Here is a 22,657-nt window from a genome sequence, read left to right on the forward strand (position 1 = left end):
GTTTCACTCTGGTCGGATTATGCTCTTAATTTCCTGATGATCCCGGAAGGCGGAAGCTCTCCGGGATCATGCCATGAAAGGAATAGCCCATGCGCGCTTTGCAGCTTCTCGACGACCGTCGCCTTGAAATTACCGATATTGCACCGCCGCCGCCGCCCGGCCTTGGCGAAGTAACGGTTAAGATCAAGGCGGTCGCGCTGAACCATATCGACGTATGGGGCTGGCGCGGCATGGCCTTCGCCAAGCGAAAGATGCCGCTGGTCATCGGCGCGGAAGCATCCGGCGTTGTCGATGCCGTTGGCCCTGGCGTTTCCAATCTGCTGCCCGGCCAGCTTGTTTCGATCTACGGTGCGCGCACCTGCGGTCTTTGCCGCGCCTGCCGCGAAGGCCGTGACAATCTGTGCGAACATGTCGGCGGCGTGCATGGTTTCCACCTCGACGGCTTTGCCTGCGAGGCTGTGAACCTTCCGGCCCGCCTGCTCGTGGCAGCACCTCCCGGCGTTGACGCCATCGGCGCTGCCGTCGCGCCTGTGACCTTCGGCACGGTCGAACACATGCTGTTCGACAATGCCAAGCTGGAACCGGGCGAAACCGTTCTCGTACAGGCTGGCGGCTCGGGCATCGGCTCGGCAGCGATCCAGCTTGCCAAGAAGATGGGCTGCACGGTTATCACGACTGTCGGTTCTGACGACAAAATCGAAAAGGCCAAGGCTCTTGGCGCCGATCACGTCATCAACTATCGCGAAGACCGTTTCGAAGGTGTTGTGCGCAAGCTGACCAAGAAGAAGGGCGTCGATGTCGTCTTCGAACATGTCGGCGCAGACACCTGGGCAGGCTCCATGCTCTGCATGAAGCGCGGCGCGCGTCTTGTCACCTGCGGCTCGACCTCGGGCGTTTCGACCAATATGAACCTGATGCAGCTGTTCCAGCAGCAGCTCAAGATTCTGGGTTCGTTTGGCTGCCGTATGGAAAACATGGCCGATGCCATGCAGAAAATGGCGCGCGGTATCGTGCATCCGGTCATCGACACGGTGGTTGGCTTCAATGATATCGACACCGCCCTGAAGCGCATGGAAGGCCGCGACGTCTTCGGCAAGATCATTCTCCAGATCGACTGAAGCCTGTCCCCGTCATGATGTTCAAACTGAAGCTCCTGCTCTTTCGCTGGTCGCGCAAGCTGAAGCAGTTCAATTACTGGCTCTGGGCTCAGGGCGTTTTTGTGCTCCTTGGCCTGTTGCGCCTGTTTCCGGCGAAGGCTGCCATCAGCTTTTCGGCCAAAGTGGCCCGTCTCGTCGGGCCGCTGACGCCGCGCCACAAGATTGCAACCAACAATCTGCGCCAAGCCTATCCCGAAAAGAGCGATGCGGAGATCGAGGTGATTGCGCGCGACATGTGGGATTCCATGGCGCGCCTTTTGGCGGAATATATTTTCCTCGACGCGATTTTCGATTTCGATCCCCATGCGGCCAAGCCGGGGCTGATCGAAGTCGACGGCATCCCGATTTTCGAACGCCTGCGCGATGAAAAGAAGCCGCATATTTTCTTCACGGCCCATACCGGCAATTTCGAGCTGCTGCCGATCTGCGCCGCAACATTCGGCCTGAATGTTACCGCGCTGTTTCGCCCGCCGAACAATCCCTATATCGCCAACAAGGTGCTGAAAGCGCGCCATACCAATATGGGGCATCTTGTGCCTTCCAAGGCGGGTGCTGCCTGGGCGCTTGCCGGGATTCTCGGCGATGGCGGCAATGTCGGCATGCTCGTCGACCAGAAATTCTCGCGCGGCGTGCCTTCCACATTCTTCAACCGCCCGGTGAAGACCAATCCGCTGCTGGCCAAGCTTGCGCGGCAATATGATTGCGATGTCTATCCGGCGCGCTGTATCCGCCTGCCCGGTGGACGCTACCGGCTGGAACTTTATGAGCGCATGGAACTGCCGCGCGACGAGAAGGGCCAGATCGATATAGACGCCACGGCGCAGTTGCTCAATGACACCGTCGAGCAATGGGTCCGCGAATATCCGGGCCAGTGGATGTGGTTCCACAAGCGCTGGGGATAGGATTTTTGCTGTTCATATGATACGGGCAAGCCACGCTGCCAAGGAGACCATCGCCATGCGCCCCATCGCCATTGCCCCGTCCATTCTGTCCGCCGACTTTGCCCGTCTTGGCGAAGAAGTCGATGCCGTGCTGGAAGCAGGCGCCGACTGGATCCACATCGATGTCATGGACGGACATTTCGTGCCGAACATCACATTCGGCCCGCAGGTGGTGAAGGCGATCCGCCCGCGCACCAAGGCATTCTTCGACGCGCATCTGATGATCGCGCCGTGCGATCCCTATCTGGAACCCTTTGCCGATGCAGGCTGCGACCTGATCACCGTGCACGCCGAAGCCGGACCGCACACGCATCGTTCGCTGCAATCGATCCGTGCGCTCGGCAAAAAGGCCGGTATCGCGCTCAACCCGGCAACGCCGGTTGAAGCCATCACCAATATTCTGGACGACGTCGATCTGATCCTGGTCATGACCGTCAATCCGGGCTTCGGCGGCCAAAAATTCATCGCGCCGATGCTCGACAAGATCAAGCGCGTGCGTGACATGGTCGGCGACCGCCCGATCGACATCGAGGTCGATGGCGGCGTGACGCCGGAAACCGCTGGTTTGGTCGTGGCGGCAGGTGCCAATATTCTCGTCGCAGGATCGGCTGTCTACAAAGGCAATTCGGTCGAGACCTACCGCGCCAATATCGACGCTATTCGTGCTGCGGCGGAAGCCGCGCGTAATCGTTAAACCCTCACTTTCTACAGGATGCACCCATGATCCCGCGCTATTCCCGGCCAGAAATGGTCGCTATCTGGTCTCCAGAAACGAAATTCCGTATCTGGTTCGAGATCGAAGCCTATGCTTGCGAAGCGCTGGCCGAACTGGGCGTCATCCCAAAGGAAGCTGCCAAGACCATTTGGGAAAAGGGTAGCGTGGCGAAATTCGACGTCGCCCGCATTGATGAAATCGAAGCCGTCACCAAGCATGACGTCATCGCTTTCCTGACCCATCTTGCTGAATTCATCGGTCCCGATAGCCGCTTCGTGCATCAGGGCATGACCTCGTCGGATGTGCTCGACACCACGCTGAATGTCCAGCTGGTCCGCGCTGCCGACCTCCTGCTCACCGACATGGACCGCGTTCTGGCTGCGCTCAAAACCCGCGCCTTCGAGCATAAGGATACGGTGCGCATCGGCCGCAGCCATGGCATTCACGCCGAACCGACCACGATGGGCCTCACCTTCGCGCGTTTCTATGCGGAAATGCAGCGCAACCGCGCCCGTCTCGTCGCGGCGCGTGCAGAAATCGCAACAGGCGCGATTTCCGGTGCGGTCGGCACCTTTGCCAATATCGACCCGCGCGTTGAGGAATATGTCTGCGCGAAGCTTGGCCTCGAAGCCGAGCCGGTTTCCACGCAGGTCATCCCGCGCGACCGTCATGCGATGTTCTTCGCGACACTCGGCGTCATTGCCTCGTCCATCGAAAATGTCGCCATCGAAATCCGCCACATGCAACGCACCGAAGTTCTGGAAGCCGAAGAGTTCTTCTCTCCGGGGCAGAAAGGGTCGTCGGCCATGCCGCACAAGCGCAACCCGGTTTTGACCGAAAACCTGACCGGCCTCGCCCGTCTGGTGCGCATGTCGGTGACGCCTGCCATGGAAAACGTTGCTCTCTGGCACGAACGCGATATTTCGCATTCGAGCGTCGAGCGCGCCATTGGCCCGGACACCACCATCACGCTCGACTTCGCACTCAACCGTCTGGCTGGCGTTGTCGAAAAGCTGGTGATCTACCCGGACAACATGCTGAAAAACATGAACAAGTTCCGCGGTCTGGTGCATTCGCAGCGCGTTCTGCTGGCGCTCACCCAGGCTGGCGTGTCACGCGAAGACGCTTATCGTCTCGTGCAGCGCAACGCCATGAAGGTCTGGGAACAGGGTGCAGACTTCCTTGAAGAACTGCTGGCAGACGCGGAAGTGCGCGCAACCCTCTCCGAAGAGCAGATCCGCGAAAAGTTCGATCTCGGCTACCACACCAAGCATGTGGACACGATTTTCAAACGCGTCTTCGGTTAAGGAGATTTCGGCTCTGGCGGGCTGCAAATGGTGTCTTGTGATTTGCATTCGCATAATCTGATCCGAAAAGTCTGCAACTTTTAGGGATTATGCGAGGCTTCCGGTGCTCTCGTACCTTAAGTACGGCTCAAGCTCCGGTTCTCGAAACCCACCATTTTCGCCACGCCATAACCAAAATCTGGGCCGCGCCCTTCGAGGGCCTCATAAATTGAAGCCGAAAAAAGCCCCATGTTTTTGAAATCATGGGGCTTTTCATTTCTTGATCGGCGGCATCAGGCCTTGGTCTTGATCGTATTGATCACATTGCCCCAAGGATCGACAAACGAGCTGTTGTCGCCGCCGCGCGTATCCTCCAGCTCGACCCAGGCCAGGCCCGTGCGATCCGCATCGCGCTTGCCAGCACCGGCGCTCTGCCAGGCATTGGCCGCGATATGGTGGTGGTAACGCCCCGTGGACATGAACACGGCCCGGTCGCCATAGGTCTGCACCGTTTCCAGCCCAAGTTCATTGTGCCAGAAGGTTTCGGCCTCATGCGCATTGCCAACACGCAAATGCACGTGGCCGACAACGGTGTTCTGCGGCGCACCAGTCCATTCGCCGCCTTCGGTTTTGATCACGTCGAGCAAGCCGCGCACGTCGAGCGCTTCCGTGCCCATTTTCACGCGGTCACCATTCCACTGCCACTTCTCATGCGGGCGGTCGGAATAGATCTCGATGCCATTGCCTTCCGGGTCGGTCAGGTAGATGGCTTCGCTGACATCATGGTCCGACGCACCGGAAACCGGCAATTGCTTGTCGATAGCCCGGCGCGACCAGCGCGCCAGGTCGCCACGCGTCGGCAGCAAGAACGCGGTATGGTAAAGACCGGCGCTGCGCGGATCATCCGGGCGAGCCGCCGAAAACTGTTCGATTTCCATCAGTTCGCGGTCACCGGCGCCAAGCACGATGGAAGCGCCACGTCGGCTCATTTCGCGCAGGCCCACGACGTCGCGATAATATTCGGCCAATGTTTCCGCATCGCGCGCCTTGAGACCAATACGCGCGACGCGCATCGGCGTGGTCATGGCAAATGGAAGCGGTGCAACCGGACGGGTCGTCTCGGCAACCGGCGTCTTCAATTGCTGTGTCATATTATTCTCCTTCGACGGCATGTCTGCACGCGCGGGCAATATACCGGCCATCACAGCAGCTCCCGTAGCGCCAAGCAGCGAACGTCTGCTGATTGTCATAGCCTATGCTCTCCTTCGCGTTCTGTTGCCCTAAACATCGCTGTTTGCGGCATTGTTCACAAGATCGCGATCAGCGAACAGGCTGTTCATCATTCGCATTCGTTTCGCGGAAGGTCGAGGTGCTTGAAGAACGGACCAAGGCGATCTAAATGGGGGCTATGAAAGTCAAAGACGCAGATATCCTCATTATTCCCGGCTATACCAATTCCGGTCCCGACCACTGGCAGACCCGCTGGGAGAGCAAGCTCTCGACGGCGCGCCGTGTGCAGCAGGCCGAATGGTCGAAGCCGGTGCGCGACGATTGGGTGGGCGAAGTCGTCAAGGCCGCGAATGCCGCAACAAAGCCCATCGTGCTGGTTGCACATTCTCTGGGTGTGGCCACCGCCGTGCATGCCGTACCGCTTATCCAGCACAAGATCGCGGGCGCATTCTTCGTTGCGCCTCCCGATGTCTCGAATGAGAGCATCCGTCCAAAACATCTGATGACCTTCGGTCCCTATCCGCGCGAGCGATTGCCCTTCCCGACCATCACGGTTGTGAGCCGTAACGACCCGTTCTCAAGCTTTGAAGCTGCAGAAGATGTCGTGAAGGATTGGGGGGCGATGCTGATCGATGCGGGCGAGTCCGGTCATATCAACTCGGATTCCGGTCACGGCCCATGGCCGGAAGGCTCCATGGTGTTTGCGGAGTTCATGATGCAACTCCAGGCACCAAAACAGCATTGAAACAAAAGGCGGGTTTGAACCCGCCTTTTGTTTGTATTCAACAATGCAAGCTGAAATCAGGCGCGAACGGCGTTCACCAGTTGTTGTGCAGCAAGGCGTAAATAGCCGCCCTCGTTGCTGACTGTCACAAAACGGAAACCCAGCGGAATATAGCGCCGCGCAAACTCCGGTGATGGCGAATAGATGCCTGCAAGCTTGCCAGCGGCGGCAGCCTTGCGCGCAATATTGCTGATCGGTTCGACAATGGCGTCGGAATTCGGGTTGGCCTCGCGTCCGTTGCTCCATGCGATGGAGAAATCCGCAGGGCCGACGAAGACACCGTCAATGCCGCGCACATCGAGGATGGCGTCCAGCGCATCATAGGCGTCACGCGTTTCGATCATCGCGAAAGCCAACGTGTCCTGATTTGCCGTAGTCAGATAATCGTTGGAACCGGGCGTGCCGTAATCGGCATTGGCACGGAAAACACCCCATGAACGCTCGCCCACCGGCGGATACTTCATGGAGGCTGCGAACTTGCGCGCATCTTCTGCGGAATTGATCATAGGGGCAATCACCGCCTGAGCACCGAAATCCAGTGCGCGGCTTGCCATATCGAAGCGTCCCACCGGAATACGCACCACCGGCGGCTTTCCGGCATTCAGCACGAGACCGACGCTGCGCAGCACGCTCGCCTCATCATGACCGCCATGCTGCATGTCCAGCGTCACGGCATCAAAGGCGGTGTGGGCAAGGATTTCGACCGTCAGCGGCTCAGGGAGAGACGACCACGCCGAGACGACAGTCTCACCGGCACGCAGACGCGAAGACAGGGACATAGGGATTTCCTTCATTTCAAAACTGGCATTTCATAAGAATGGCATTTCAGACTAGCAGGAAAATAAAACGAGGTGGAAGCGCTACCTGCACTTCCACCCCTTGGTTTCAATCCTGCTGTATCTGACGGACCGCTTCCTCTAGGAATAGTTGCATCTTCTGACGGATTGTTTCGTCGCTATCGGCAAGACCTGCCTCGTCGAAATCGGTGCGGATCTTGCGGAATACGTCGCCGTCACCAGCTTCGATAAAATCAGCTGCCACGACATCGCGGGCATAGGTTTCAGCCTCGCCATCCTTCTTGCCAAGACGCTCGGCAGCCCACAATCCGAGAAGCTTGTTGCGGCGTGCTTCTGCTTTGAAGCGTAAATCAGCATCGTGCGCGAACTTCTTTTCAAAAGCATCACGGCGATCATCCATACCTGTGGTCATTCACAAAACTCCCAAAAACTCCCAGTAGAAGAGATCGTTACCCATCTCTTGCCTAAAGCTGGCAAGGGGCGCAAGATTATACAAGAGCGGCAAATCAATTTCTTGTCGTTCGTCCATCATCTTGCACTAAAACGCATCCCGAAAAGAAAGAAACGGTTTTCGGAAAAGATGCGCGCCAAAACAGAGGATTGGAGCACCGAGCGGATCGAAACGCGCTCCAGAACACCGAAAACGGGGGAACGGGCACGAAGCAGGATTGTTAAAAGCCCTTATTTGCTATAGGTAGCCCGCGAGAATAGCGGCTTAGAGCCGATCACCATAGATATGGAAATCCGAGAAAAGCCATGAACCGTCGCCGCCGTATTTACGAGGGCAAGGCCAAGATTCTTTACGAAGGCCCCGAGCCAGGAACGCTTGTCCAGTTCTTCAAGGATGATGCAACCGCGTTCAACAAGAAAAAGCACGAAGTCGTGGACGGAAAGGGCGTCATCAACAACCGCATTTCCGAATATATTTTTACCCAGCTGAACCGTATCGGAATTCCAACCCACTTCATCCGCCGTCTCAACATGCGTGAGCAGCTGATCAAGGAAGTGGAAATCATTCCGCTGGAAGTCGTGATCCGCAATGTCGCGGCCGGCTCGCTGTCCAAGCGCCTCGGGATTGAAGAAGGCACGGTTTTGCCGCGCTCGATCATCGAGTTTTACTACAAGGCCGATGCGCTCGAAGACCCGTTGGTCACGGAAGAACACATCACTGCATTCGGCTGGGCCAGCCCGCAGGAAATCGATGACATCATGGCGCTTGCCATTCGCGTCAACGACTTCCTCTCCGGCCTGTTCCTGGGCGTCGGCATCCAGCTTGTCGACTTCAAGATCGAATGCGGCCGTCTGTGGGAAGGCGACATGATGCGTATCGTCGTCGCCGACGAAATTTCCCCGGACTCGGCTCGTCTTTGGGATATCAATACCAATGACAAGCTGGATAAGGACCGTTTCCGCCGCGATATGGGCGGACTGGTCGAGGCCTATCAGGAAGTGGCGCGCCGTCTCGGCATCATGAACGAGAACGACACGCCCCGTCCTTCCGGCCCAGTGCTCGTGAAGTAATCCGATCGGCCCGGAAGCCGCCAAGACAGGCACCTTCCGGGCTGTTTCGTTCGTGATAGGCAATTTCAGATATTCATCTGAAGTTGTAAGAACCAAATCTAGAGCTACAGGAACTTAAGAGTGATCAAGGCACGCGTCACCGTTACACTGAAAAACGGCGTTCTGGACCCGCAGGGCAAAGCTATCGTCGGCGCACTTGGCAGCCTCGGCTTTGCTGGCGTCAACTCGGCCCGTCAAGGCAAGGTGTTCGACCTCGAACTCGAAGGCACCGACAAGGCCAAGGCCGAAGCAGACCTGAAGGCCATGTGCGACAAGCTCCTCGCCAATACGGTGATCGAAGATTATTCCATCGCCATCGGCTGAGCCAAACAAAGGAAGCAGACGCTCATGAAATCCGCTGTCATTCTCCTTCCCGGCCTCAATCGTGACCGCGACATGATCGCAGCCCTCACCAAGATCACCGGTCAGGCTCCTGTCACTGTCTGGCAAACCGATACCAGTATTCCAGACGATGTCGATCTGATCCTCATCCCCGGCGGCTTCTCTTATGGGGACTATCTGCGCTGCGGCGCAATTGCGGCCCGTATGCCCGTTCTTCAGGCTGTACGTGAGAAGGCCGACAAGGGCGTCATGGTCATGGGCGTGTGCAACGGTTTCCAGATTCTCGTTGAAGCCGGACTGCTGCCGGGCGCGCTGATGCGCAACGCCTCGCTGAAGTTCGTCTGCCGCGAAGTGAAGCTCGAAGTCAGCAATGCGAACACCGCCTTCACCCGCGGCTACCGGCAGAACCAGATCATCCGCTGCCCGGTCGCGCATCATGACGGCAACTATTTTGCCGATGCCGAGACGCTGAAGCGGATCGAAGGCGAAGGTCAGGTCGTGTTCCGTTATGCGGAAGGCACCAACCCCAACGGTTCGGTCAATGATATTGCCGGTATCGTAAATGCGCGCGGCAATGTGCTTGGCATGATGCCGCATCCGGAAAACCTCATCGAAGCGGCCCATGGCGGTGACGACGGGCGGGCGCTTTTTGCGGGCGCGCTGGGCCTGGCTGCCTGATAGTCTCGGAAAAAGGGCGCGCTTTCAATGAGCCGCCCTTTTTGATTTTCTTCACTAAATTGCATGGCCGGTAAGATAACGTTCCCGCGCCCCGCTTTCCTGCCAAAGAAAACCAGTCTAGCTTGTATGCTGTTTTCATGGCAGTTTTGCCTTGGGAGAATTCCTTGACAACCGAATCGGGGGGACCGCGCAGTGCAACTCTATTCAAGACCGCTTTCCCCTTATTCCGCTTTCGTGCGCAGCGTCCTTTATCTAAAAGACCTGCCCTTCAAGCCAGTCACGCTGCCCTATCCCTTCCCTGCTGATTTCGGTGAGATCACGCCTCTGCGCCGTGTTCCCGTGCTGATTACCAGTTCCGGCGAAACGCTTTTTGAAGCCGCAGTGATCGCGGAATATCTTGAAGATCATTTTCCTGAAAAGCCGCTCCTGCCCGGAACGCCGCGCCAGCGTGCGCTGATCCGGCTTTTGGCCCGCGTGATCGAGCTGGAAGTGCTTGGACCGGCGATGAAGCTGTTCATCCTGCTGAGCAAACCGGAGCGTGATAGCGCAACCATCGACCGCCTGTTTGAAAAGCTGAATACCGGCCTGTCAGTGATCGAACAGCGCCTTCCAGATACGTTTTATGCGGTCAGCGAAGAGCCGACGCTGGCCGATGCCTGGCTGCTGCCGGTGCGGTTTCTCATGGAACCGTTGAAGAAGCTTTCGGACAGGCCGGATTTGCTGGACGCCTTTCCGAAATTCGATACATATGCCGCGAAGGCGAAGCAGCATCCGGCCTTTGAACGCATCTGGAACGAGATGAGCGACGGGCTGAAAGCCTTCATGCCGCAACTGGCTTGACGGCCAGCGACATTCTCATTTCCTATCGTCATTCCCGCAAGCCACTCAGTCCTCCCGGTGGCGCGCCCTTTTGGAGTTCGTTTCTTGACGAAAAAGACCATCGCTTTCATCGCTTTGCCTGCGATTGCGCTTCTTGCGGCCTGTACGCCGCGCCCGGCCAGTGGACCCGTAACGCAGAATGTCAGCAAAGCTGCGCTGCCGACGATGGAACGCATCGCTCTGGCTGCCAATAGCTGCTGGTTCAAATCCAAGGACAAGGATTTCCGCAGCTATTCGCTGGCACCGGAACTCAATTCTTTCAGCGGCCGTCCGCGTATCTTGGTTGTACCGGGGCATAATCCTGCGGCGCGCCCGCTGCTGGTCGTTCAGGCGGAAGGCAACCCTGCGCGGGTGGAAACCTTCGGCCCGATGCTTCAGGAAAGCCATGGCAGTCGCATCCTCAGTGACGTCAATCGCTGGGCATCTGGCCAGAAAGGCTGCTGAAATTGATAACCCCTCCCGCGATGTCACGGGAGGGTTTTTTCAAGCGCATGGCTATCATCGTGACGGGCAACACACATAAGTCTCCTGAAATGTCAGCTCTGTATCCATAAAGTCGGAATTTATGCATTCAACTTGCGCTTGTCTTCCGCAAGAACGGCTCTCACTTCAGACGACGGGCATCAAATCTCGTCCCGCCTGATGCCTATGTCCTGAAGCTGTCTATCATCCAGCTCCATAAGCATCCGCCTTGTCCGCCGTCTGGCTAACGAGAACCTAACTCTATCGGTAATCCATGCCCAGACCTTGCGCATGCGGTGCGGCACATCCGACGGTGGCCGGGAGCGCAATTTCTTGCTTAAATCACTCGGAATATCGACTTCCGGCAAAATAGCAATGGCATCAATCACATCATTTGTGGGCCTGATGTAGTTCATTACAGCAGCCTCCTTATTATAACATTAGCGTTATGCGAATGTTTCAATAATTAGGATACTAACAAACTCACAGAATATAAAGATTACAACTACTTGAGCCAGAATTCTGCCTCACTATTTTGTTGTATTCATTGTCACGATATTGCTTAAGCAGGCGGCATTTATTGCAGGCGCAGAGTTGCCGACCGATGCCCGACGTGCCATCGAGCCGGTCGATATTTCTAACGCAGATGAAACCGCACTTTACGGGCTTCGCGTTCTGCCTCGCTTCTTTTCAGGCCTATATCGCGCAATTGTTCATCGGTCATTTCGAACAGCGCAAGGCGACTGCGACGCATCATGCTTCTGTGTAAAAGCCAGTTGAAAAATCGACGCAGCAAGCTTGCGTCCGTTCTCTCTCCTGTCGCCGCATTCAGCTGGGCGTGCAGGCCTTGAGGCAAGTCACTTATGCGATCAACATCGGGCATTGGAAGAATTGTATCTATTGTCTCTGTCAGCGGTCTGAAGTAAAACATTGCTCGGCCCATCCTTGTGCTCTTCAGAGGTCCAGAACACCAGATTTGAAGTTCATTCGCGACAAATTTGGATTGGCTGGTATGCTCTAGCGTTGGAATGACTCTATAATTGACTTTACAATCGATACAATTTATAAGTTGTCACCATGACAAATTGGATTCCCGACCTATCGAACAAGACTGGTCCTCTTTACCTGCAATTGGCGGATGCCATTGAGGAAGCGATCAGCAATGGCGGACTGCCCGCAGGTGTAAAACTGCCGCCGCAACGCAATCTTGCCTTCGATCTAAAGGTAACAATCGGTACAATCGGACGCGCCTATGCACTTGCCCATGAACGTGGCCTTGTCACCGGCGAAGTGGGACGCGGTACCTATGTGCTCGGGGACGAGCCGTCCGAATCCGGGCTTGTCCCACCCGGACTGATCGGCACAAAACCCGCCGACGTGCCTACTGGCAAAATCCGGCTCGATTCCACATCGGCGCCAGAGGTCGGTCAGCACGAAGTGCTTGCCAGGATCAGCGCTGACATTCATCGCGATTTCCCGCAAGAGATTGCCAACTACTCGCGTCAGTTTCCGCAGCATTGGCTGGAAGCAGGCCAGAAATGGCTCGGCAGGGCTGGCTGGCAGCCGGATCTCGACAATATCGTCATCACCAACGGTGCGCAGGCCGCAAGCATTGCCATCATCACGGCTTTCACCAATCCAGGCGACCGCATCCTGTTCGAAAACCTGACCTATGCACAGATTGCCCGTTCGGTGCGGCTTCTCGGACGCCGCACGATCCAGGCTGCGCATGACGAATATGGGCTCATTCCGGAAGAATTCGAACGTGCCTGCCGTCAGCAGCACCCGACTTTGGCATTTCTCATGCCGACGCTGCACAATCCAACGCTTGCGACCATGACGGAAGAGCGGCGGCGCGCCATCGCTGATATTGCGCAGCGCTATAATGTCTGGCTCATCGAGGACGATATCTACGGCAGCATGTGCGAAAGCGACATACCGTTGCTGGCGAGCTTTGCGCCGGAACGCACATTCGTCGTTTCAAGCCTATCCAAGGCAGTTGCCGCAGGCATACGCAGCGGATGGGTTTCCTGCCCGCCGCATTGCGCCCAGCGCGTCAAGGTCACACACAAGATGATGACGGGCGGCGTGGCCTTTCTTCTGGCTGAAACCGGCGCGCAGCTTGTGCTTTCCGGTGCAGCCGACGCTATCCGCGAGAAAAGCCGCGTAGAAACCAAAGCGCGGGAGGAAATCGCGTGTCGCGTGTTCTCCGGTTTCGATTTCGTGTCCCGCCCCAATATCCCGTTTCTCTGGATGGGACTCCCCGAGCCATGGCTCTCCGGTACGTTCAAGGCTGCGGCCTATGAAAGCGGAATTCTGATCGACGATGAAGACGAGTTCAAAGCCGGGCGCGTCGATCAGATATTCCACCGCGTGCGCATCGCCTTCTCCTCCCCGACTGACCGGAGCATTGTTGAAAGCAGCTTCCTGACATTGCGGCAATTGCTCGAAAACGAACAGGCAGGCTATGAGGGCAGCGTGTAAACGCTGTCCTTCACCGGACTGTTGGCGTACGTATCCGCCCGGATGCTGAATCAGGCCGGGAAAGCGGCATTTTCCTATCGCGCTTCCAACAGAGTTAGGTTAAAGAGGCCCCTTGAAACCTTAGATGCCCAGCCTTCGGCAGAAGGTTTTTGGGTGCCACAGCCTGCGACGGGGTTGCCCATTTCCATGACTATTTCCAATAAGCGCGACATCACGCCGGAACTCATCGAATCCCATGGCCTCAAGCCGGACGAGTATCAGCGTATTCTCGAATTGATCGGACGCGAGCCGAGCTTTACCGAACTCGGCATTTTCTCGGCCATGTGGAACGAGCATTGCTCCTACAAGTCCTCGAAGAAGTGGTTGCGCACACTGCCAACCACCGGTCCGCGCGTCATTCAGGGCCCTGGTGAAAATGCAGGCGTTGTCGACATTGGTGACGGCGACTGCGTCGTCTTCAAGATGGAAAGCCACAACCACCCGTCCTATATCGAGCCCTATCAGGGCGCGGCGACGGGCGTCGGCGGTATTCTGCGCGACGTTTTCACCATGGGCGCACGTCCCGTTGCGGCAATGAACGCGCTGCGCTTTGGCGAGCCTGACCATCCGAAGACCCGCCATCTTGTATCCGGCGTCGTGTCGGGCGTCGGCGGCTATGGCAACGCCTTCGGCGTGCCGACCGTTGGCGGCGAAGTGAACTTCGACAAGCGCTACAACGGCAATATCCTCGTCAACGCATTTGCTGCCGGTCTTGCCAAGCATGACGGCATCTTCCTGTCGGAAGCCAAGGGCGTCGGCCTGCCGGTCGTTTATCTCGGTGCGAAGACGGGCCGCGACGGCGTCGGCGGCGCGACCATGGCGTCGGCTGAATTCGACGAGTCGATTGAAGAAAAGCGCCCCACCGTTCAGGTTGGCGATCCTTTCACCGAAAAATGCCTGCTCGAGGCCTGCCTTGAGCTGATGGCTTCCGGCGCGGTTATCGCCATTCAGGACATGGGTGCGGCTGGTCTCACCTGTTCGGCGGTCGAAATGGGCGCCAAGGGCGACCTCGGCATCGAGCTCATTCTGGACCATGTTCCGGTTCGCGAAGAGAATATGACCGCCTATGAAATGATGCTTTCGGAAAGCCAGGAGCGTATGCTCATGGTTCTGAAGCCGGAAAAGGAAGCAGAAGCGCAGGCGATCTTCCGCAAATGGGGTCTCGACTTCGCCATTGTCGGTAAGACCACCGACGATCTGCGTTTCCGTGTCATTCATCAAGGCGAAGAAGTCGCCAATCTGCCGATCAAGGATCTGGGCGATCAGGCGCCGGAATATGACCGTCCGTGGATGGAACCGGGCAAGCATGCGCCACTCCCGGCCAGCAATGTGCCGCAGGCGGAAGACTATTCGGCAGCGCTTCTCAAGCTCATCGGTTCGCCGGATCTTTCGTCGCGCCGCTGGGTCTATGAGCAATACGACACGCTCATTCAGGGTAACTCCCTGCAGGTTCCCGGCGGAGATGCCGGTGTGATCCGCGTTGAAGGCCATGACACCAAGGCGCTCGCCTTCTCGTCGGATGTGACGCCACGCTATTGCGAAGCAGACCCGTTCGAAGGCGGCAAGCAGGCTGTGGCCGAATGCTGGCGCAACATCACGGCGACCGGCGCAGAACCGCTGGCTTCGACCGACAATCTGAACTTCGGCAACCCTGAAAAGCCGGAAATCATGGGCCAGCTCGTCAAGGCCATCGAAGGCATTGGCGAAGCCTGCCGCGCCCTCGATTTCCCGATCGTTTCGGGCAATGTCTCGCTTTATAACGAAACCAACGGTCAGGCCATTCTGCCAACCCCGACCATTGCTGGCGTCGGCCTTATTCCAGATTGGTCGCAGACGGCCAAGATCGGCGGCATGCAGGATGGCGACACGCTGGTTCTGCTTGGCGGCGACGGCTCGCATCTGGGTCAGTCGATCTATCTGCGCGATCTGTTCGACCGTGCAGACGGCCCTGCCCCGACCGTCGATCTTTCGATGGAAAAGCGCAACGGCGAGTTCGTCCGTTCGGCAATCCGTAATGGTCAGGTCACGGCCTGCCACGATCTTTCCGACGGCGGTCTGGCGATTGCTGTCGCCGAAATGGCGATCAAATCCGGCAAGGGCGCGGCTCTGAATGCTGGCGATGGCCTGCCACATGCCGTTCTGTTCGGCGAAGATCAGGCGCGCTATGTGATCGCTGCAACGCCGGAAATGGCCAAGCTCATCGCGCTTAACGCTGAAGGCGCAGGCGTTCCGTTCCGCATTCTGGGTCAGGTTGGCGGCGACCGTCTGACCATCGGCGATGCCGTCGATGTCAGCGTCGCAGAACTGACGCAGGCTTTTGAAGGCTGGTTCCCGGGCTTCATGAACGGCGAGCTGGTCAGCGATAACTGATCACAGCAAAGCGGACACGACTTCGACGCCCGGATGACTATCGTCCGGGCGTTTTGCTTATATGGATCGCCTGTGTGGCATTTAAACATTAGACAGATACGCATTGACGTACCACGATGGTGCGGTACGATTCGATGACAAACAACGATAAGAAGCTGGAAACGGCGGGAGTATTTGCATGGCTATGGACGCCCATGAGATCGAAAAACTGATACGCGAAGGGATTCCCGGCGCAAAGGTGACGATCCGCGACCTTGCCGGTGACGGGGATCATTATGCAGCAGAAGTGGTCGCGGAGAGTTTCCGCGGCAAGTCGCGCGTGCAGCAGCACCAGATGGTCTATGACGCGCTGAAGGGCAATATGGGCGGCGTGCTTCACGCGCTCGCCCTGCAGACCAGCGTGCCGGAATAAGGCAGCGCTTTATTGAGCGGGCGACATCTGCTGCGGCAAGATGTTGCTCCCTTAAATCCGGCACTTCGCGCGTATTTGACTTGCTTTCACCCGAACGGGGTGGTTACGAGCATGGAAATGATTATATTGGGAGAGACCTCCCAATTGTGCCGGCATTCGACCCGGCGAGTTTGTTTGAAGCGTGATGACGCCCCATATGGTGTGACGATATTGGGCACGCGCTCTGAAAGGAAACAAGATGACCGGCATTAACGATTTCATCGACAATGAAGTGAAGACCAACGACGTCGTGCTTTTCATGAAGGGCACGCCCGGCTTTCCGCAGTGCGGCTTTTCCGGTCAGGTCGTTCAGATCCTCGACTATCTTGGCGTCGACTATAAGGGCGTGAACGTGCTCGCCTCGGACGAGATTCGTCAGGGCATCAAGGAATATTCCAGCTGGCCGACTATTCCGCAGCTTTATGTGAAGGGCGAATTCATCGGCGGCTGCGATATCGTGCGCGAAATGTTCCAGTCCAACGAACTACAAGCACTTTTTACCGATAAAGGTATTGCCACCAAGGCTGCTTGAGGATTAATAGCCGGTCATACGGCTTTAGTCTTAGCTTTTTACAAAAGGCGCCGTTTATCGGCGCCTTTTCGTTTTTATCCGCCGGCAGTTTCTGCCGGATGCCCCATTTTCGAGATTTCGACGTTCGTACCGCCCTTTTCAGAGGCGGCGCGTCATTATGCCAAGGACTGTCAGTCATGCCGATCGACATAAAGAGCGCCTCGCCGGATCAAAAGACCTCCATACACGGGCGTGGCGAATTCATTGCTCTGATCGCAGCCATCATGGCCATCAATGCGCTGGCGGTTGATATCATGCTGCCCGGCCTGCCGCAGATTGGCGCAAGCCTCGGCGTGCAGTCGGAAAACCACGTGCAATTCGTAATCACCGCCTATCTGCTCGGCTTCGGTGTATCGCAGCTGTTCTATGGACCGCTCAGCGACCGCTTTGGCCGTCGCGCGCCACTCTTTGGCGGATTGGCGATCTATGTTCTGGCAGCGCTCGGCGCCGCGATGGTCACGGATTTCACCACGCTCATTATTCTGCGTGTGCTTCAGGGACTGGGTGCAGCAGGAACGCGCGTCATTGCCGTTTCAGTGGTTCGCGACCGTTTTGCCGGTCGTCAGATGGCGGAAGTCATGTCGCTGGTTATGATGATCTTTATGATCCTGCCGGTCGTCGCCCCCGCTACCGGACAGCTGATCATGCTGTTTGGCGAATGGCACCTGATCTTCCTGTCCATGGCCGTGATGGCGCTGATAGTCGCCGTCTGGGCCTTCATCCGCCTGCCCGAGACGCTGCCGACAGACCAGCGCCGCCCGCTGACCGTCAAGAGCGTGGTCGGCGGCTTTGGCATCGTGCTGTCGAACCGTGTTGCGCTGTTTTACATGCTCGGCACGTCGTTCATCCTCGGCGCGCTGTTCGGCTATATCAATTCCGCCCAGCAGATCTTCGTGGATATCTACAAGCTCGGCTCTTACTTTCCGCTGGCCTTCGCAGCGGTCGCCATGACGCTGGCGCTGGCATCCTTCCTCAACTCGCGCCTCGTCGGGCGTTACGGTATGCGCCGTATCTCCCAGACCATGCTGCTGGTCTTCACCGGCTTCAGCCTGCTCTGGATGGTGCTGTCGATTGTATTGGTCGAACCGGTGCCGTTCCCGCTGCTGATGGCGATCTACATGACCATCATGTTCTCGTTCAGCCTCGTGACGGCCAATTTCAACGCACTCGCCATGGAGCCGCTGGGTGAAGTGGCAGGCACGGCATCGTCTGTGCTGGGCTTTGCCCAGACGGTTATCGGGGCCGCGTTGGGCGCGATCATCGGTCAGGCCTTTGACGGCACCACGACGCCCGTCGCTATGGGCTATGGCGTGCTCGGCTTCGTCGCCCTGATCTGTGTGCTGATCGCCGAACGCGGCAAACTGTTCCGGGTGCAGAATCCGCCTGCGGAACATGTGGTCGGTTGATTTTCAACGATAATAAAAACCCGCCATTCCGGCGGGTTTCGTTTTTACTCTTCCCAAAGCACGGCCTGAATGGCCTGCCAGCTTTCCTTGCTCGGCGCGGCCAATATGCCGCCGCCGATATGCGACGGGTGATAATCACTGCTGTCCCAGCGAGCGAGATGGCCGCCTGCTTCCTGATGAATCAGTGCGCCGGGCAGATGGTCCCACGGCATCAGCTTGTTATAGACCGCGAAATGCGCGCCGCCGGTCGCGAGAATGCGATAGTCATGGGCAGCACAACGATAACCGATCTGCGACAGGAATTTCGTGTGATTGCGCGCCAGACGTGACCGCAGCGGTTCCGCCGTATATTGCCACGAGATCGTGCCTGTCATCTGGTTGATAGCAGCGGGTTCCGCAACGCGCACCTTGCGCGTGCTGCCATTGGCATGGCGAATATAGCTGCCGCTTCCCTTTGCGGCCATGATCCAGTCATTGCCAACCGGATCGTGGATGATGCCAGCAATGGTCTCACCCTTCGACACCACGGCCAACATCACACCGAAGAGCGGCACGCCGGATGCGAAATTGAACGTGCCGTCCACCGGATCGATAGTGAACGCAAAATCTGCATCACCGAGCCCGTCGAGTAAGGCCGGATTATCGGAACAAGCTTCCTCGCCCACGATCATCGCATCGGGATAGCGTTCTTTCAGCTTTGCAGTGATAAAGCGCTCTGCGTTGACATCGGCTTCCGTTACCAGATCAGCTGGCGACGTTTTCTGCCGGATATCGTCCGCGTCGAGCTTGCGGAAACGCGGCATGATTTCATGTTGGGCAGCCTCTGCCAAAAGATCGGCAAGCCAGTCGATCTGGTCTTCATCAAAGCGCACTATCATTCCCCTCGTTCTTCTCGCCCTGCGGACCTGCCATCAGGCCCGCGAAATCGAACAGTTTGCGGTCCAGAAGGTGGCTCGGACGCACATTGGTCATGGCGCGGATCATCGTGTCTTTCCGGCCCGGCATGCGCTTTTCAATATCCGTCAGCATAGCCTTCATGGCGTTGCGCTGAAGCCCTTCCTGGCTTCCACAAAGGTCGCAGGGAATGATCGGAAACTGCATGGCCGTTGCAAATTTTTCCAGATCGTCTTCCGCCGCATAAGCCAGCGGGCGGAACACCATGAGGTCGCCTTCATCGTTCAGAAGCTTCGGCGGCATGGCGGCGAGACGTCCGCCGTGGAACAGGTTCATGAAGAAGGTTTCGAGGATATCCTCGCGATGATGGCCGAGAACGATGGCCGAGCACCCCTCCTCGCGCGCGATGCGATACAGGTTGCCGCGGCGCAGACGCGAACAGAGCGAGCAATAGGTGCTGGTCTCCGGCAGCTTGTCCGTCACGATCGAATAGGTATCCTGATATTCGATGCGATGCTCGACGCCATAACGGTTCAGGAAATCCGGCAGAATGTGCTTTGGAAAATTCGGCTGCCCCTGATCCAGATTGACCGCGAGCAGTTCGACCGGCAGCAGGCCGCGCCATTTGAGATCGAGCAGCAGAGCCAGCAGGCCATAGGAATCCTTGCCGCCGGACAGACAGACCATCCAGCGCTCACCAGGCTTCACCATCGCGAAATCTTCGATAGCCTGACGCGTCAGACGCAGAAGACGCTTGCGCAGCTTGTTGAATTCGACCGTAGCAGGCACTTCGCGAAACAGCGCATGGCAGCCGTCTCCGCCGGTCTCTTCCGAGATACCGGGCGAATTATCGGGCGCAATATTCGGATCGAAAGCGTTCATGGTTCTTCTCGTATGCTGTCTGGTATTGAGCATTACATACAGAAAAGCCGCCCATGGGGAAACCATGGACGGCCATTTCTTTGCGATAAGTGGCGCCCGAAGGCGACCAGATTAACGCGAGTAGAATTCGACCACGAGGTTCGGTTCCATCTGGACGGCGTAAGGCACATCCGTCAGGGTCGGAACGCGAGCGTAGGTCGCAACCATCTTGTTGTGATCAACTTCGATGTAGTCCGGCACATCGCGTTCTGCGAGCTGAACAGCTTCGAGAACAATAACCAGCTGCTTCGACTTTTCACGAACTTCAACAACGTCACCGGCCTTCAGGCGGTAGGACTGGATGTTGACGCGGCGACCGTTCACGTTCACGTGACCGTGGTTGATGAACTGACGTGCAGCGAAGATCGTCGGAACGAACTTTGCGCGGTACACAACAGCGTCCAGACGCGATTCGAGAAGGCCGATCAGGTTTTCACCCGTGTCGCCCTTGCGGCGGGCGGCTTCATCATAGGTCTTGCGGAACTGCTTTTCCGAGATATCGCCGTAGAAACCCTTGAGCTTCTGCTTGGCGCGCAGCTGCACACCGAAGTCCGAGAGCTTGCCCTTGCGGCGCTGGCCGTGCTGGCCCGGGCCATATTCACGACGGTTAACCGGGGACTTCGGACGGCCCCAGATGTTTTCGCCAAGACGGCGGTCAATCTTATACTTTGCGGATTCGCGCTTGCTCATCGCATTTCCTTCAAAAAGTTAGTGCGCCATACGGCGCAGACAGGAAACGCGCCCTCCTCTGCCCTCCGTTTTCGAGGACTGACAGGATGAAGCGCGCGAGCGCAATCTTCATCCACGGGACACGTCAAATGAAACGCCAGCGCGTTAAAGCGCCAGCGATGGCGGGCTTTTAGTCATGTGCGTGTCATCTTGTCAAGTTCGAACGCTTGCCAAAGCCCTGATGACCGGGCGTTTAAAGCGTTTTTCGCCGCCTTTTGCAACAGATTGCCATCAAGCGTGAAGGAACGCGGCTGTTCCTTGCGGCATTATGGGATCGGGGCTGTAGAAAATGAGGTGTTCATTGGTTTTGCTGGTCCTGCCCCGTTTCCTATCCCGCAAAGATTCGATAGCTGCAGTTCTCACCCTCAGTTTGCTCGCTCCAGCTGGAGAAGCTGCTCTTTATCCTCAGCCCGCTCAGGCGCAGACATTCATCGAAAAAATCCTGAAGCGCGACGCGCAAAAGGCGAAGCACCAGCGCAAGCGCCCGTCGGCGAAACCGCAAAAGAAACGACAAAGCAAACAGCCTGCCGTTCAACAGAAACAGAAAGCGCCGGAAAAACCAGCATCACAGCCAGCATTGTCTGTAGTCGTTCCCGTTCCGACGCCTGCCCCCAGACCAGAGCAGACGCTAGCGCCCACGCCAACACCCGCCCCGGAAACGAAACCGGATGAGAAACCCAAACCGAAAAACGAGGCCCAGCCGGCCGTCATCGTTCCACTTGAAAAGCCTGTCTCGCCGGAACATGCCGCGCCAGAACAGCCGGAAGCTCCAAAATCTGCGCCGGACGAGCGTGTCTATCAGGTGGCTTGCCCCGCGCTCATTTCCGGCGAAGTGGAAGGCAAGCTTCTGTCACCCATCGAAGATGGTGCACAATGTGGAGTACATTCGCCGCTATCCCTGACGGCAATCGGCAAGGACGAGCCGCTCAAGCTCGCCAATCCCGTCACCACGAACTGCGCCATGGCCATGACGCTGGCTCAATGGAGCAACGATGTCAAAACCGCCGCCCACGATATTTACGGCAAGGACATCAGCATTACGCAGATGGGCACCGGGTCAGATTGTCAATGCCGGAAGGTAAATGGAGCTTCGACGGGCCGTGTCTCCGAACATGCCTTTGGCAATGCACTGGACATCATGTCCTTCACATTTTCGGATGGCAGCAAGACTGAGCTTGAGAGCGGCTGGAATGGCACAGAAAAGGAAAAAGCGTTCTGGCGTGCCGTACATGGCGCAAGCTGCAAGCTATTCATGACCGTCATCGGACCGGATGGCGATGCGGCGCACCGCACCAACATGCATCTCGATCAAGGGTGTCACGGCAAAAGCTGCACGGCCCGGATATGCCAGTGAGAAAAGTGCATAACCGCCCGGAATTCATAAAAAAATCCAAATCCGGTTTCTACTTTGATGCGGTATTATCGATTCCAGAACGGTTCCACCTGAGATAGAATCGCTGGAACCGGTCTTGTTGCTTATTTTGCACGGTTTCCGAAAAGGACATGGGGCATGCAATTGACCAAAATTATACTTTCCACCATTTGCGCAATCGGCTTTGTGACCGCCGCTCATGCGGACGCTGTTCCGAAGCGCTCGAAAGATTTCACCGGCAATTACCAGACATTGGTCAAGGACCAGCAGGCCTCCCCCCAGGTGGCCGATTGCGTGGCCAGCGGCTATGATCTGGTGAAGAAAGATAAGAAATACGACCGTCTGGGCTTCACCAAGGATGATATTTCATCGGCGACGACCAATGATACCTCGTCGAAGTTCAGCACCAAGGATCCGCGCAAGGTTTCAGCCATCATCTCCGTGCCCGGTGAAGCGCGCATCAAGAGTACGGGCTATAAATGGGATGGTGTCAATCTGCGTTGCGGCATCATCAATGGCAAGCTGACTGCCATTGAGCTGGTTCAAACTAAAGCCGCGCAGTAATTCTGCCGTCCGGACGCCACACCAA

General features: G+C 57.1%; 25 protein-coding genes. 17 read left to right on the plus strand and 8 right to left on the minus strand.

Annotated elements, in window-relative coordinates:
• Positions 1-89: 89 nt before the first annotated feature.
• From JAU75_RS02890 to purB, 4 genes are read left to right on the plus strand one after another with little or no spacing between them, the layout of a single operon-like run.
• Positions 90-1,118: a zinc-binding dehydrogenase gene (locus JAU75_RS02890; RefSeq protein WP_078338466.1), complete on the plus strand. Its 1,029-nt coding sequence runs from the start codon at positions 90-92 to the stop codon at positions 1,116-1,118.
• 14 nt (positions 1,119-1,132) lie between these two features.
• Positions 1,133-2,059, plus strand: a complete 927-nt coding sequence (locus JAU75_RS02895) for a lipid A biosynthesis lauroyl acyltransferase (protein WP_199054424.1) — start codon at positions 1,133-1,135, stop codon at positions 2,057-2,059.
• Positions 2,060-2,114: 55 nt separating this feature from the next.
• Complete coding sequence (rpe, locus tag JAU75_RS02900; RefSeq protein ID WP_199054906.1) at positions 2,115-2,792, plus strand: ribulose-phosphate 3-epimerase; 678 nt, start codon at positions 2,115-2,117, stop codon at positions 2,790-2,792.
• Between the two features lie 26 nt (positions 2,793-2,818).
• Positions 2,819-4,120, plus strand: coding sequence for an adenylosuccinate lyase (purB, locus tag JAU75_RS02905; protein WP_199054426.1), 1,302 nt, complete (start codon positions 2,819-2,821; stop codon positions 4,118-4,120).
• Between the two features lie 272 nt (positions 4,121-4,392).
• Here the strand turns inward: purB and JAU75_RS02910 are convergent, their stop codons facing one another.
• Positions 4,393-5,349, minus strand: coding sequence for a VOC family protein (locus JAU75_RS02910; protein ID WP_371836100.1), 957 nt, complete (start codon positions 5,347-5,349; stop codon positions 4,393-4,395).
• Between the two features lie 158 nt (positions 5,350-5,507).
• Between JAU75_RS02910 and JAU75_RS02915 the strand changes: the two genes are divergently transcribed.
• On the plus strand, positions 5,508-6,074 hold the full coding sequence (locus JAU75_RS02915) for an alpha/beta hydrolase (protein ID WP_199054909.1): 567 nt from the start codon (positions 5,508-5,510) through the stop codon (positions 6,072-6,074).
• A gap of 56 nt (positions 6,075-6,130) precedes the next feature.
• Here the strand turns inward: JAU75_RS02915 and JAU75_RS02920 are convergent, their stop codons facing one another.
• Together JAU75_RS02920 and JAU75_RS02925 are read right to left on the minus strand one after the other, a co-directional pair.
• On the minus strand, positions 6,131-6,898 hold the full coding sequence (locus tag JAU75_RS02920; RefSeq protein ID WP_199054910.1) for an HpcH/HpaI aldolase/citrate lyase family protein: 768 nt from the start codon (positions 6,896-6,898) through the stop codon (positions 6,131-6,133).
• Between the two features lie 100 nt (positions 6,899-6,998).
• Complete coding sequence (locus JAU75_RS02925; RefSeq protein ID WP_199054428.1) at positions 6,999-7,322, minus strand: DUF1476 domain-containing protein; 324 nt, start codon at positions 7,320-7,322, stop codon at positions 6,999-7,001.
• Positions 7,323-7,666: 344 nt separating this feature from the next.
• Between JAU75_RS02925 and purC the strand changes: the two genes are divergently transcribed.
• The 5 genes from purC to JAU75_RS02950 all read left to right on the plus strand — a co-directional run bounded on the left by purC (position 7,667) and on the right by JAU75_RS02950 (position 10,813).
• On the plus strand, positions 7,667-8,431 hold the full coding sequence (gene purC, locus JAU75_RS02930) for a phosphoribosylaminoimidazolesuccinocarboxamide synthase (protein ID WP_199054430.1): 765 nt from the start codon (positions 7,667-7,669) through the stop codon (positions 8,429-8,431).
• A gap of 120 nt (positions 8,432-8,551) precedes the next feature.
• Positions 8,552-8,794: a phosphoribosylformylglycinamidine synthase subunit PurS gene (gene purS, locus JAU75_RS02935; RefSeq protein WP_138785030.1), complete on the plus strand. Its 243-nt coding sequence runs from the start codon at positions 8,552-8,554 to the stop codon at positions 8,792-8,794.
• Between the two features lie 24 nt (positions 8,795-8,818).
• The gene (gene purQ, locus JAU75_RS02940) at positions 8,819-9,490 is read left to right on the plus strand and encodes a phosphoribosylformylglycinamidine synthase subunit PurQ (RefSeq protein ID WP_199054432.1); all 672 of its coding nucleotides are present in this window, start codon (positions 8,819-8,821) and stop codon (positions 9,488-9,490) included.
• A 192-nt stretch (positions 9,491-9,682) separates the two neighbouring features.
• On the plus strand, positions 9,683-10,330 hold the full coding sequence (locus JAU75_RS02945; protein WP_199054434.1) for a glutathione S-transferase family protein: 648 nt from the start codon (positions 9,683-9,685) through the stop codon (positions 10,328-10,330).
• 84 nt (positions 10,331-10,414) lie between these two features.
• The gene (locus JAU75_RS02950) at positions 10,415-10,813 is read left to right on the plus strand and encodes a hypothetical protein (protein WP_199054436.1); all 399 of its coding nucleotides are present in this window, start codon (positions 10,415-10,417) and stop codon (positions 10,811-10,813) included.
• 179 nt (positions 10,814-10,992) lie between these two features.
• Here the strand turns inward: JAU75_RS02950 and JAU75_RS02955 are convergent, their stop codons facing one another.
• Positions 10,993-11,247 (minus strand): DUF1127 domain-containing protein, encoded by a 255-nt coding sequence (locus JAU75_RS02955; protein WP_199054438.1) that lies wholly within the window; start codon positions 11,245-11,247, stop codon positions 10,993-10,995.
• Between the two features lie 221 nt (positions 11,248-11,468).
• Entirely contained in the window at positions 11,469-11,762 is a 294-nt protein-coding gene (locus JAU75_RS02960) for a DUF1127 domain-containing protein (protein WP_199054439.1), read from the minus strand.
• Positions 11,763-11,908: 146 nt separating this feature from the next.
• Between JAU75_RS02960 and JAU75_RS02965 the strand changes: the two genes are divergently transcribed.
• From JAU75_RS02965 to JAU75_RS02985, 5 genes are all read left to right on the plus strand, one after another.
• Positions 11,909-13,315, plus strand: a complete 1,407-nt coding sequence (locus JAU75_RS02965; RefSeq protein WP_199054440.1) for a PLP-dependent aminotransferase family protein — start codon at positions 11,909-11,911, stop codon at positions 13,313-13,315.
• A gap of 186 nt (positions 13,316-13,501) precedes the next feature.
• Positions 13,502-15,724, plus strand: coding sequence for a phosphoribosylformylglycinamidine synthase subunit PurL (gene purL, locus JAU75_RS02970; RefSeq protein ID WP_199054441.1), 2,223 nt, complete (start codon positions 13,502-13,504; stop codon positions 15,722-15,724).
• A gap of 178 nt (positions 15,725-15,902) precedes the next feature.
• Positions 15,903-16,136, plus strand: coding sequence for a BolA/IbaG family iron-sulfur metabolism protein (locus tag JAU75_RS02975; protein ID WP_007874594.1), 234 nt, complete (start codon positions 15,903-15,905; stop codon positions 16,134-16,136).
• Between the two features lie 238 nt (positions 16,137-16,374).
• Positions 16,375-16,707: a Grx4 family monothiol glutaredoxin gene (gene grxD, locus JAU75_RS02980; protein ID WP_199054442.1), complete on the plus strand. Its 333-nt coding sequence runs from the start codon at positions 16,375-16,377 to the stop codon at positions 16,705-16,707.
• Positions 16,708-16,883: 176 nt separating this feature from the next.
• The gene (locus tag JAU75_RS02985) at positions 16,884-18,152 is read left to right on the plus strand and encodes a multidrug effflux MFS transporter (protein ID WP_199054443.1); all 1,269 of its coding nucleotides are present in this window, start codon (positions 16,884-16,886) and stop codon (positions 18,150-18,152) included.
• Between the two features lie 44 nt (positions 18,153-18,196).
• Here the strand turns inward: JAU75_RS02985 and JAU75_RS02990 are convergent, their stop codons facing one another.
• From JAU75_RS02990 to rpsD, 3 genes are all read right to left on the minus strand, one after another.
• Positions 18,197-19,024 carry an inositol monophosphatase family protein gene (locus JAU75_RS02990; protein WP_199054445.1) on the minus strand — a complete coding sequence of 276 codons (828 nt, stop codon included), beginning with the start codon at positions 19,022-19,024 and terminating at the stop codon, positions 18,197-18,199.
• Entirely contained in the window at positions 19,014-19,928 is a 915-nt protein-coding gene (gene ttcA, locus JAU75_RS02995; RefSeq protein WP_247880360.1) for a tRNA 2-thiocytidine(32) synthetase TtcA, read from the minus strand. The genes JAU75_RS02990 and ttcA overlap by 11 nt, the downstream gene beginning before the upstream one ends.
• Before the next feature lie 111 nt (positions 19,929-20,039).
• The gene (gene rpsD, locus JAU75_RS03000; protein WP_199054448.1) at positions 20,040-20,657 is read right to left on the minus strand and encodes a 30S ribosomal protein S4; all 618 of its coding nucleotides are present in this window, start codon (positions 20,655-20,657) and stop codon (positions 20,040-20,042) included.
• A gap of 349 nt (positions 20,658-21,006) precedes the next feature.
• Between rpsD and JAU75_RS03005 the strand changes: the two genes are divergently transcribed.
• Both JAU75_RS03005 and bspC read left to right on the plus strand, forming a co-directional pair.
• Positions 21,007-22,050: an extensin family protein gene (locus tag JAU75_RS03005; RefSeq protein ID WP_371836111.1), complete on the plus strand. Its 1,044-nt coding sequence runs from the start codon at positions 21,007-21,009 to the stop codon at positions 22,048-22,050.
• A 156-nt stretch (positions 22,051-22,206) separates the two neighbouring features.
• Positions 22,207-22,632: a type IV secretion system effector BspC gene (gene bspC / locus JAU75_RS03010; protein WP_199054458.1), complete on the plus strand. Its 426-nt coding sequence runs from the start codon at positions 22,207-22,209 to the stop codon at positions 22,630-22,632.
• Positions 22,633-22,657 lie beyond the last annotated feature (25 nt).

It is taken from the genome of Ochrobactrum sp. Q0168 (genome assembly GCF_016427605.1).
Taxonomy (GTDB): Bacteria; Pseudomonadota; Alphaproteobacteria; order Rhizobiales; family Rhizobiaceae; genus Brucella.

What these genes read in the sequence shown, in the direction of transcription:
- JAU75_RS02890 (WP_078338466.1), top strand. Translation starts at nt 90, where the DNA reads ATGCGCGCTTTGCAGCTTCTCGACGACCGTCGCCTTGAAATTACCGAT.
- JAU75_RS02895 (WP_199054424.1), top strand. Translation starts at nt 1,133, where the DNA reads ATGATGTTCAAACTGAAGCTCCTGCTCTTTCGCTGGTCGCGCAAGCTG.
- rpe (WP_199054906.1), top strand. Translation starts at nt 2,115, where the DNA reads ATGCGCCCCATCGCCATTGCCCCGTCCATTCTGTCCGCCGACTTTGCC.
- purB (WP_199054426.1), top strand. Translation starts at nt 2,819, where the DNA reads ATGATCCCGCGCTATTCCCGGCCAGAAATGGTCGCTATCTGGTCTCCA.
- JAU75_RS02910 (WP_371836100.1), bottom strand. Translation starts at nt 5,349, where the DNA reads ATGACAATCAGCAGACGTTCGCTGCTTGGCGCTACGGGAGCTGCTGTG.
- JAU75_RS02915 (WP_199054909.1), top strand. Translation starts at nt 5,508, where the DNA reads ATGAAAGTCAAAGACGCAGATATCCTCATTATTCCCGGCTATACCAAT.
- JAU75_RS02925 (WP_199054428.1), bottom strand. Translation starts at nt 7,322, where the DNA reads ATGACCACAGGTATGGATGATCGCCGTGATGCTTTTGAAAAGAAGTTC.
- purC (WP_199054430.1), top strand. Translation starts at nt 7,667, where the DNA reads ATGAACCGTCGCCGCCGTATTTACGAGGGCAAGGCCAAGATTCTTTAC.
- purQ (WP_199054432.1), top strand. Translation starts at nt 8,819, where the DNA reads ATGAAATCCGCTGTCATTCTCCTTCCCGGCCTCAATCGTGACCGCGAC.
- JAU75_RS02955 (WP_199054438.1), bottom strand. Translation starts at nt 11,247, where the DNA reads ATGAACTACATCAGGCCCACAAATGATGTGATTGATGCCATTGCTATT.
- JAU75_RS02960 (WP_199054439.1), bottom strand. Translation starts at nt 11,762, where the DNA reads ATGTTTTACTTCAGACCGCTGACAGAGACAATAGATACAATTCTTCCA.
- JAU75_RS02965 (WP_199054440.1), top strand. Translation starts at nt 11,909, where the DNA reads ATGACAAATTGGATTCCCGACCTATCGAACAAGACTGGTCCTCTTTAC.
- purL (WP_199054441.1), top strand. Translation starts at nt 13,502, where the DNA reads ATGACTATTTCCAATAAGCGCGACATCACGCCGGAACTCATCGAATCC.
- JAU75_RS02975 (WP_007874594.1), top strand. Translation starts at nt 15,903, where the DNA reads ATGGCTATGGACGCCCATGAGATCGAAAAACTGATACGCGAAGGGATT.
- grxD (WP_199054442.1), top strand. Translation starts at nt 16,375, where the DNA reads ATGACCGGCATTAACGATTTCATCGACAATGAAGTGAAGACCAACGAC.
- JAU75_RS02985 (WP_199054443.1), top strand. Translation starts at nt 16,884, where the DNA reads ATGCCGATCGACATAAAGAGCGCCTCGCCGGATCAAAAGACCTCCATA.
- ttcA (WP_247880360.1), bottom strand. Translation starts at nt 19,928, where the DNA reads ATGAACGCTTTCGATCCGAATATTGCGCCCGATAATTCGCCCGGTATC.
- rpsD (WP_199054448.1), bottom strand. Translation starts at nt 20,657, where the DNA reads ATGAGCAAGCGCGAATCCGCAAAGTATAAGATTGACCGCCGTCTTGGC.
- bspC (WP_199054458.1), top strand. Translation starts at nt 22,207, where the DNA reads ATGCAATTGACCAAAATTATACTTTCCACCATTTGCGCAATCGGCTTT.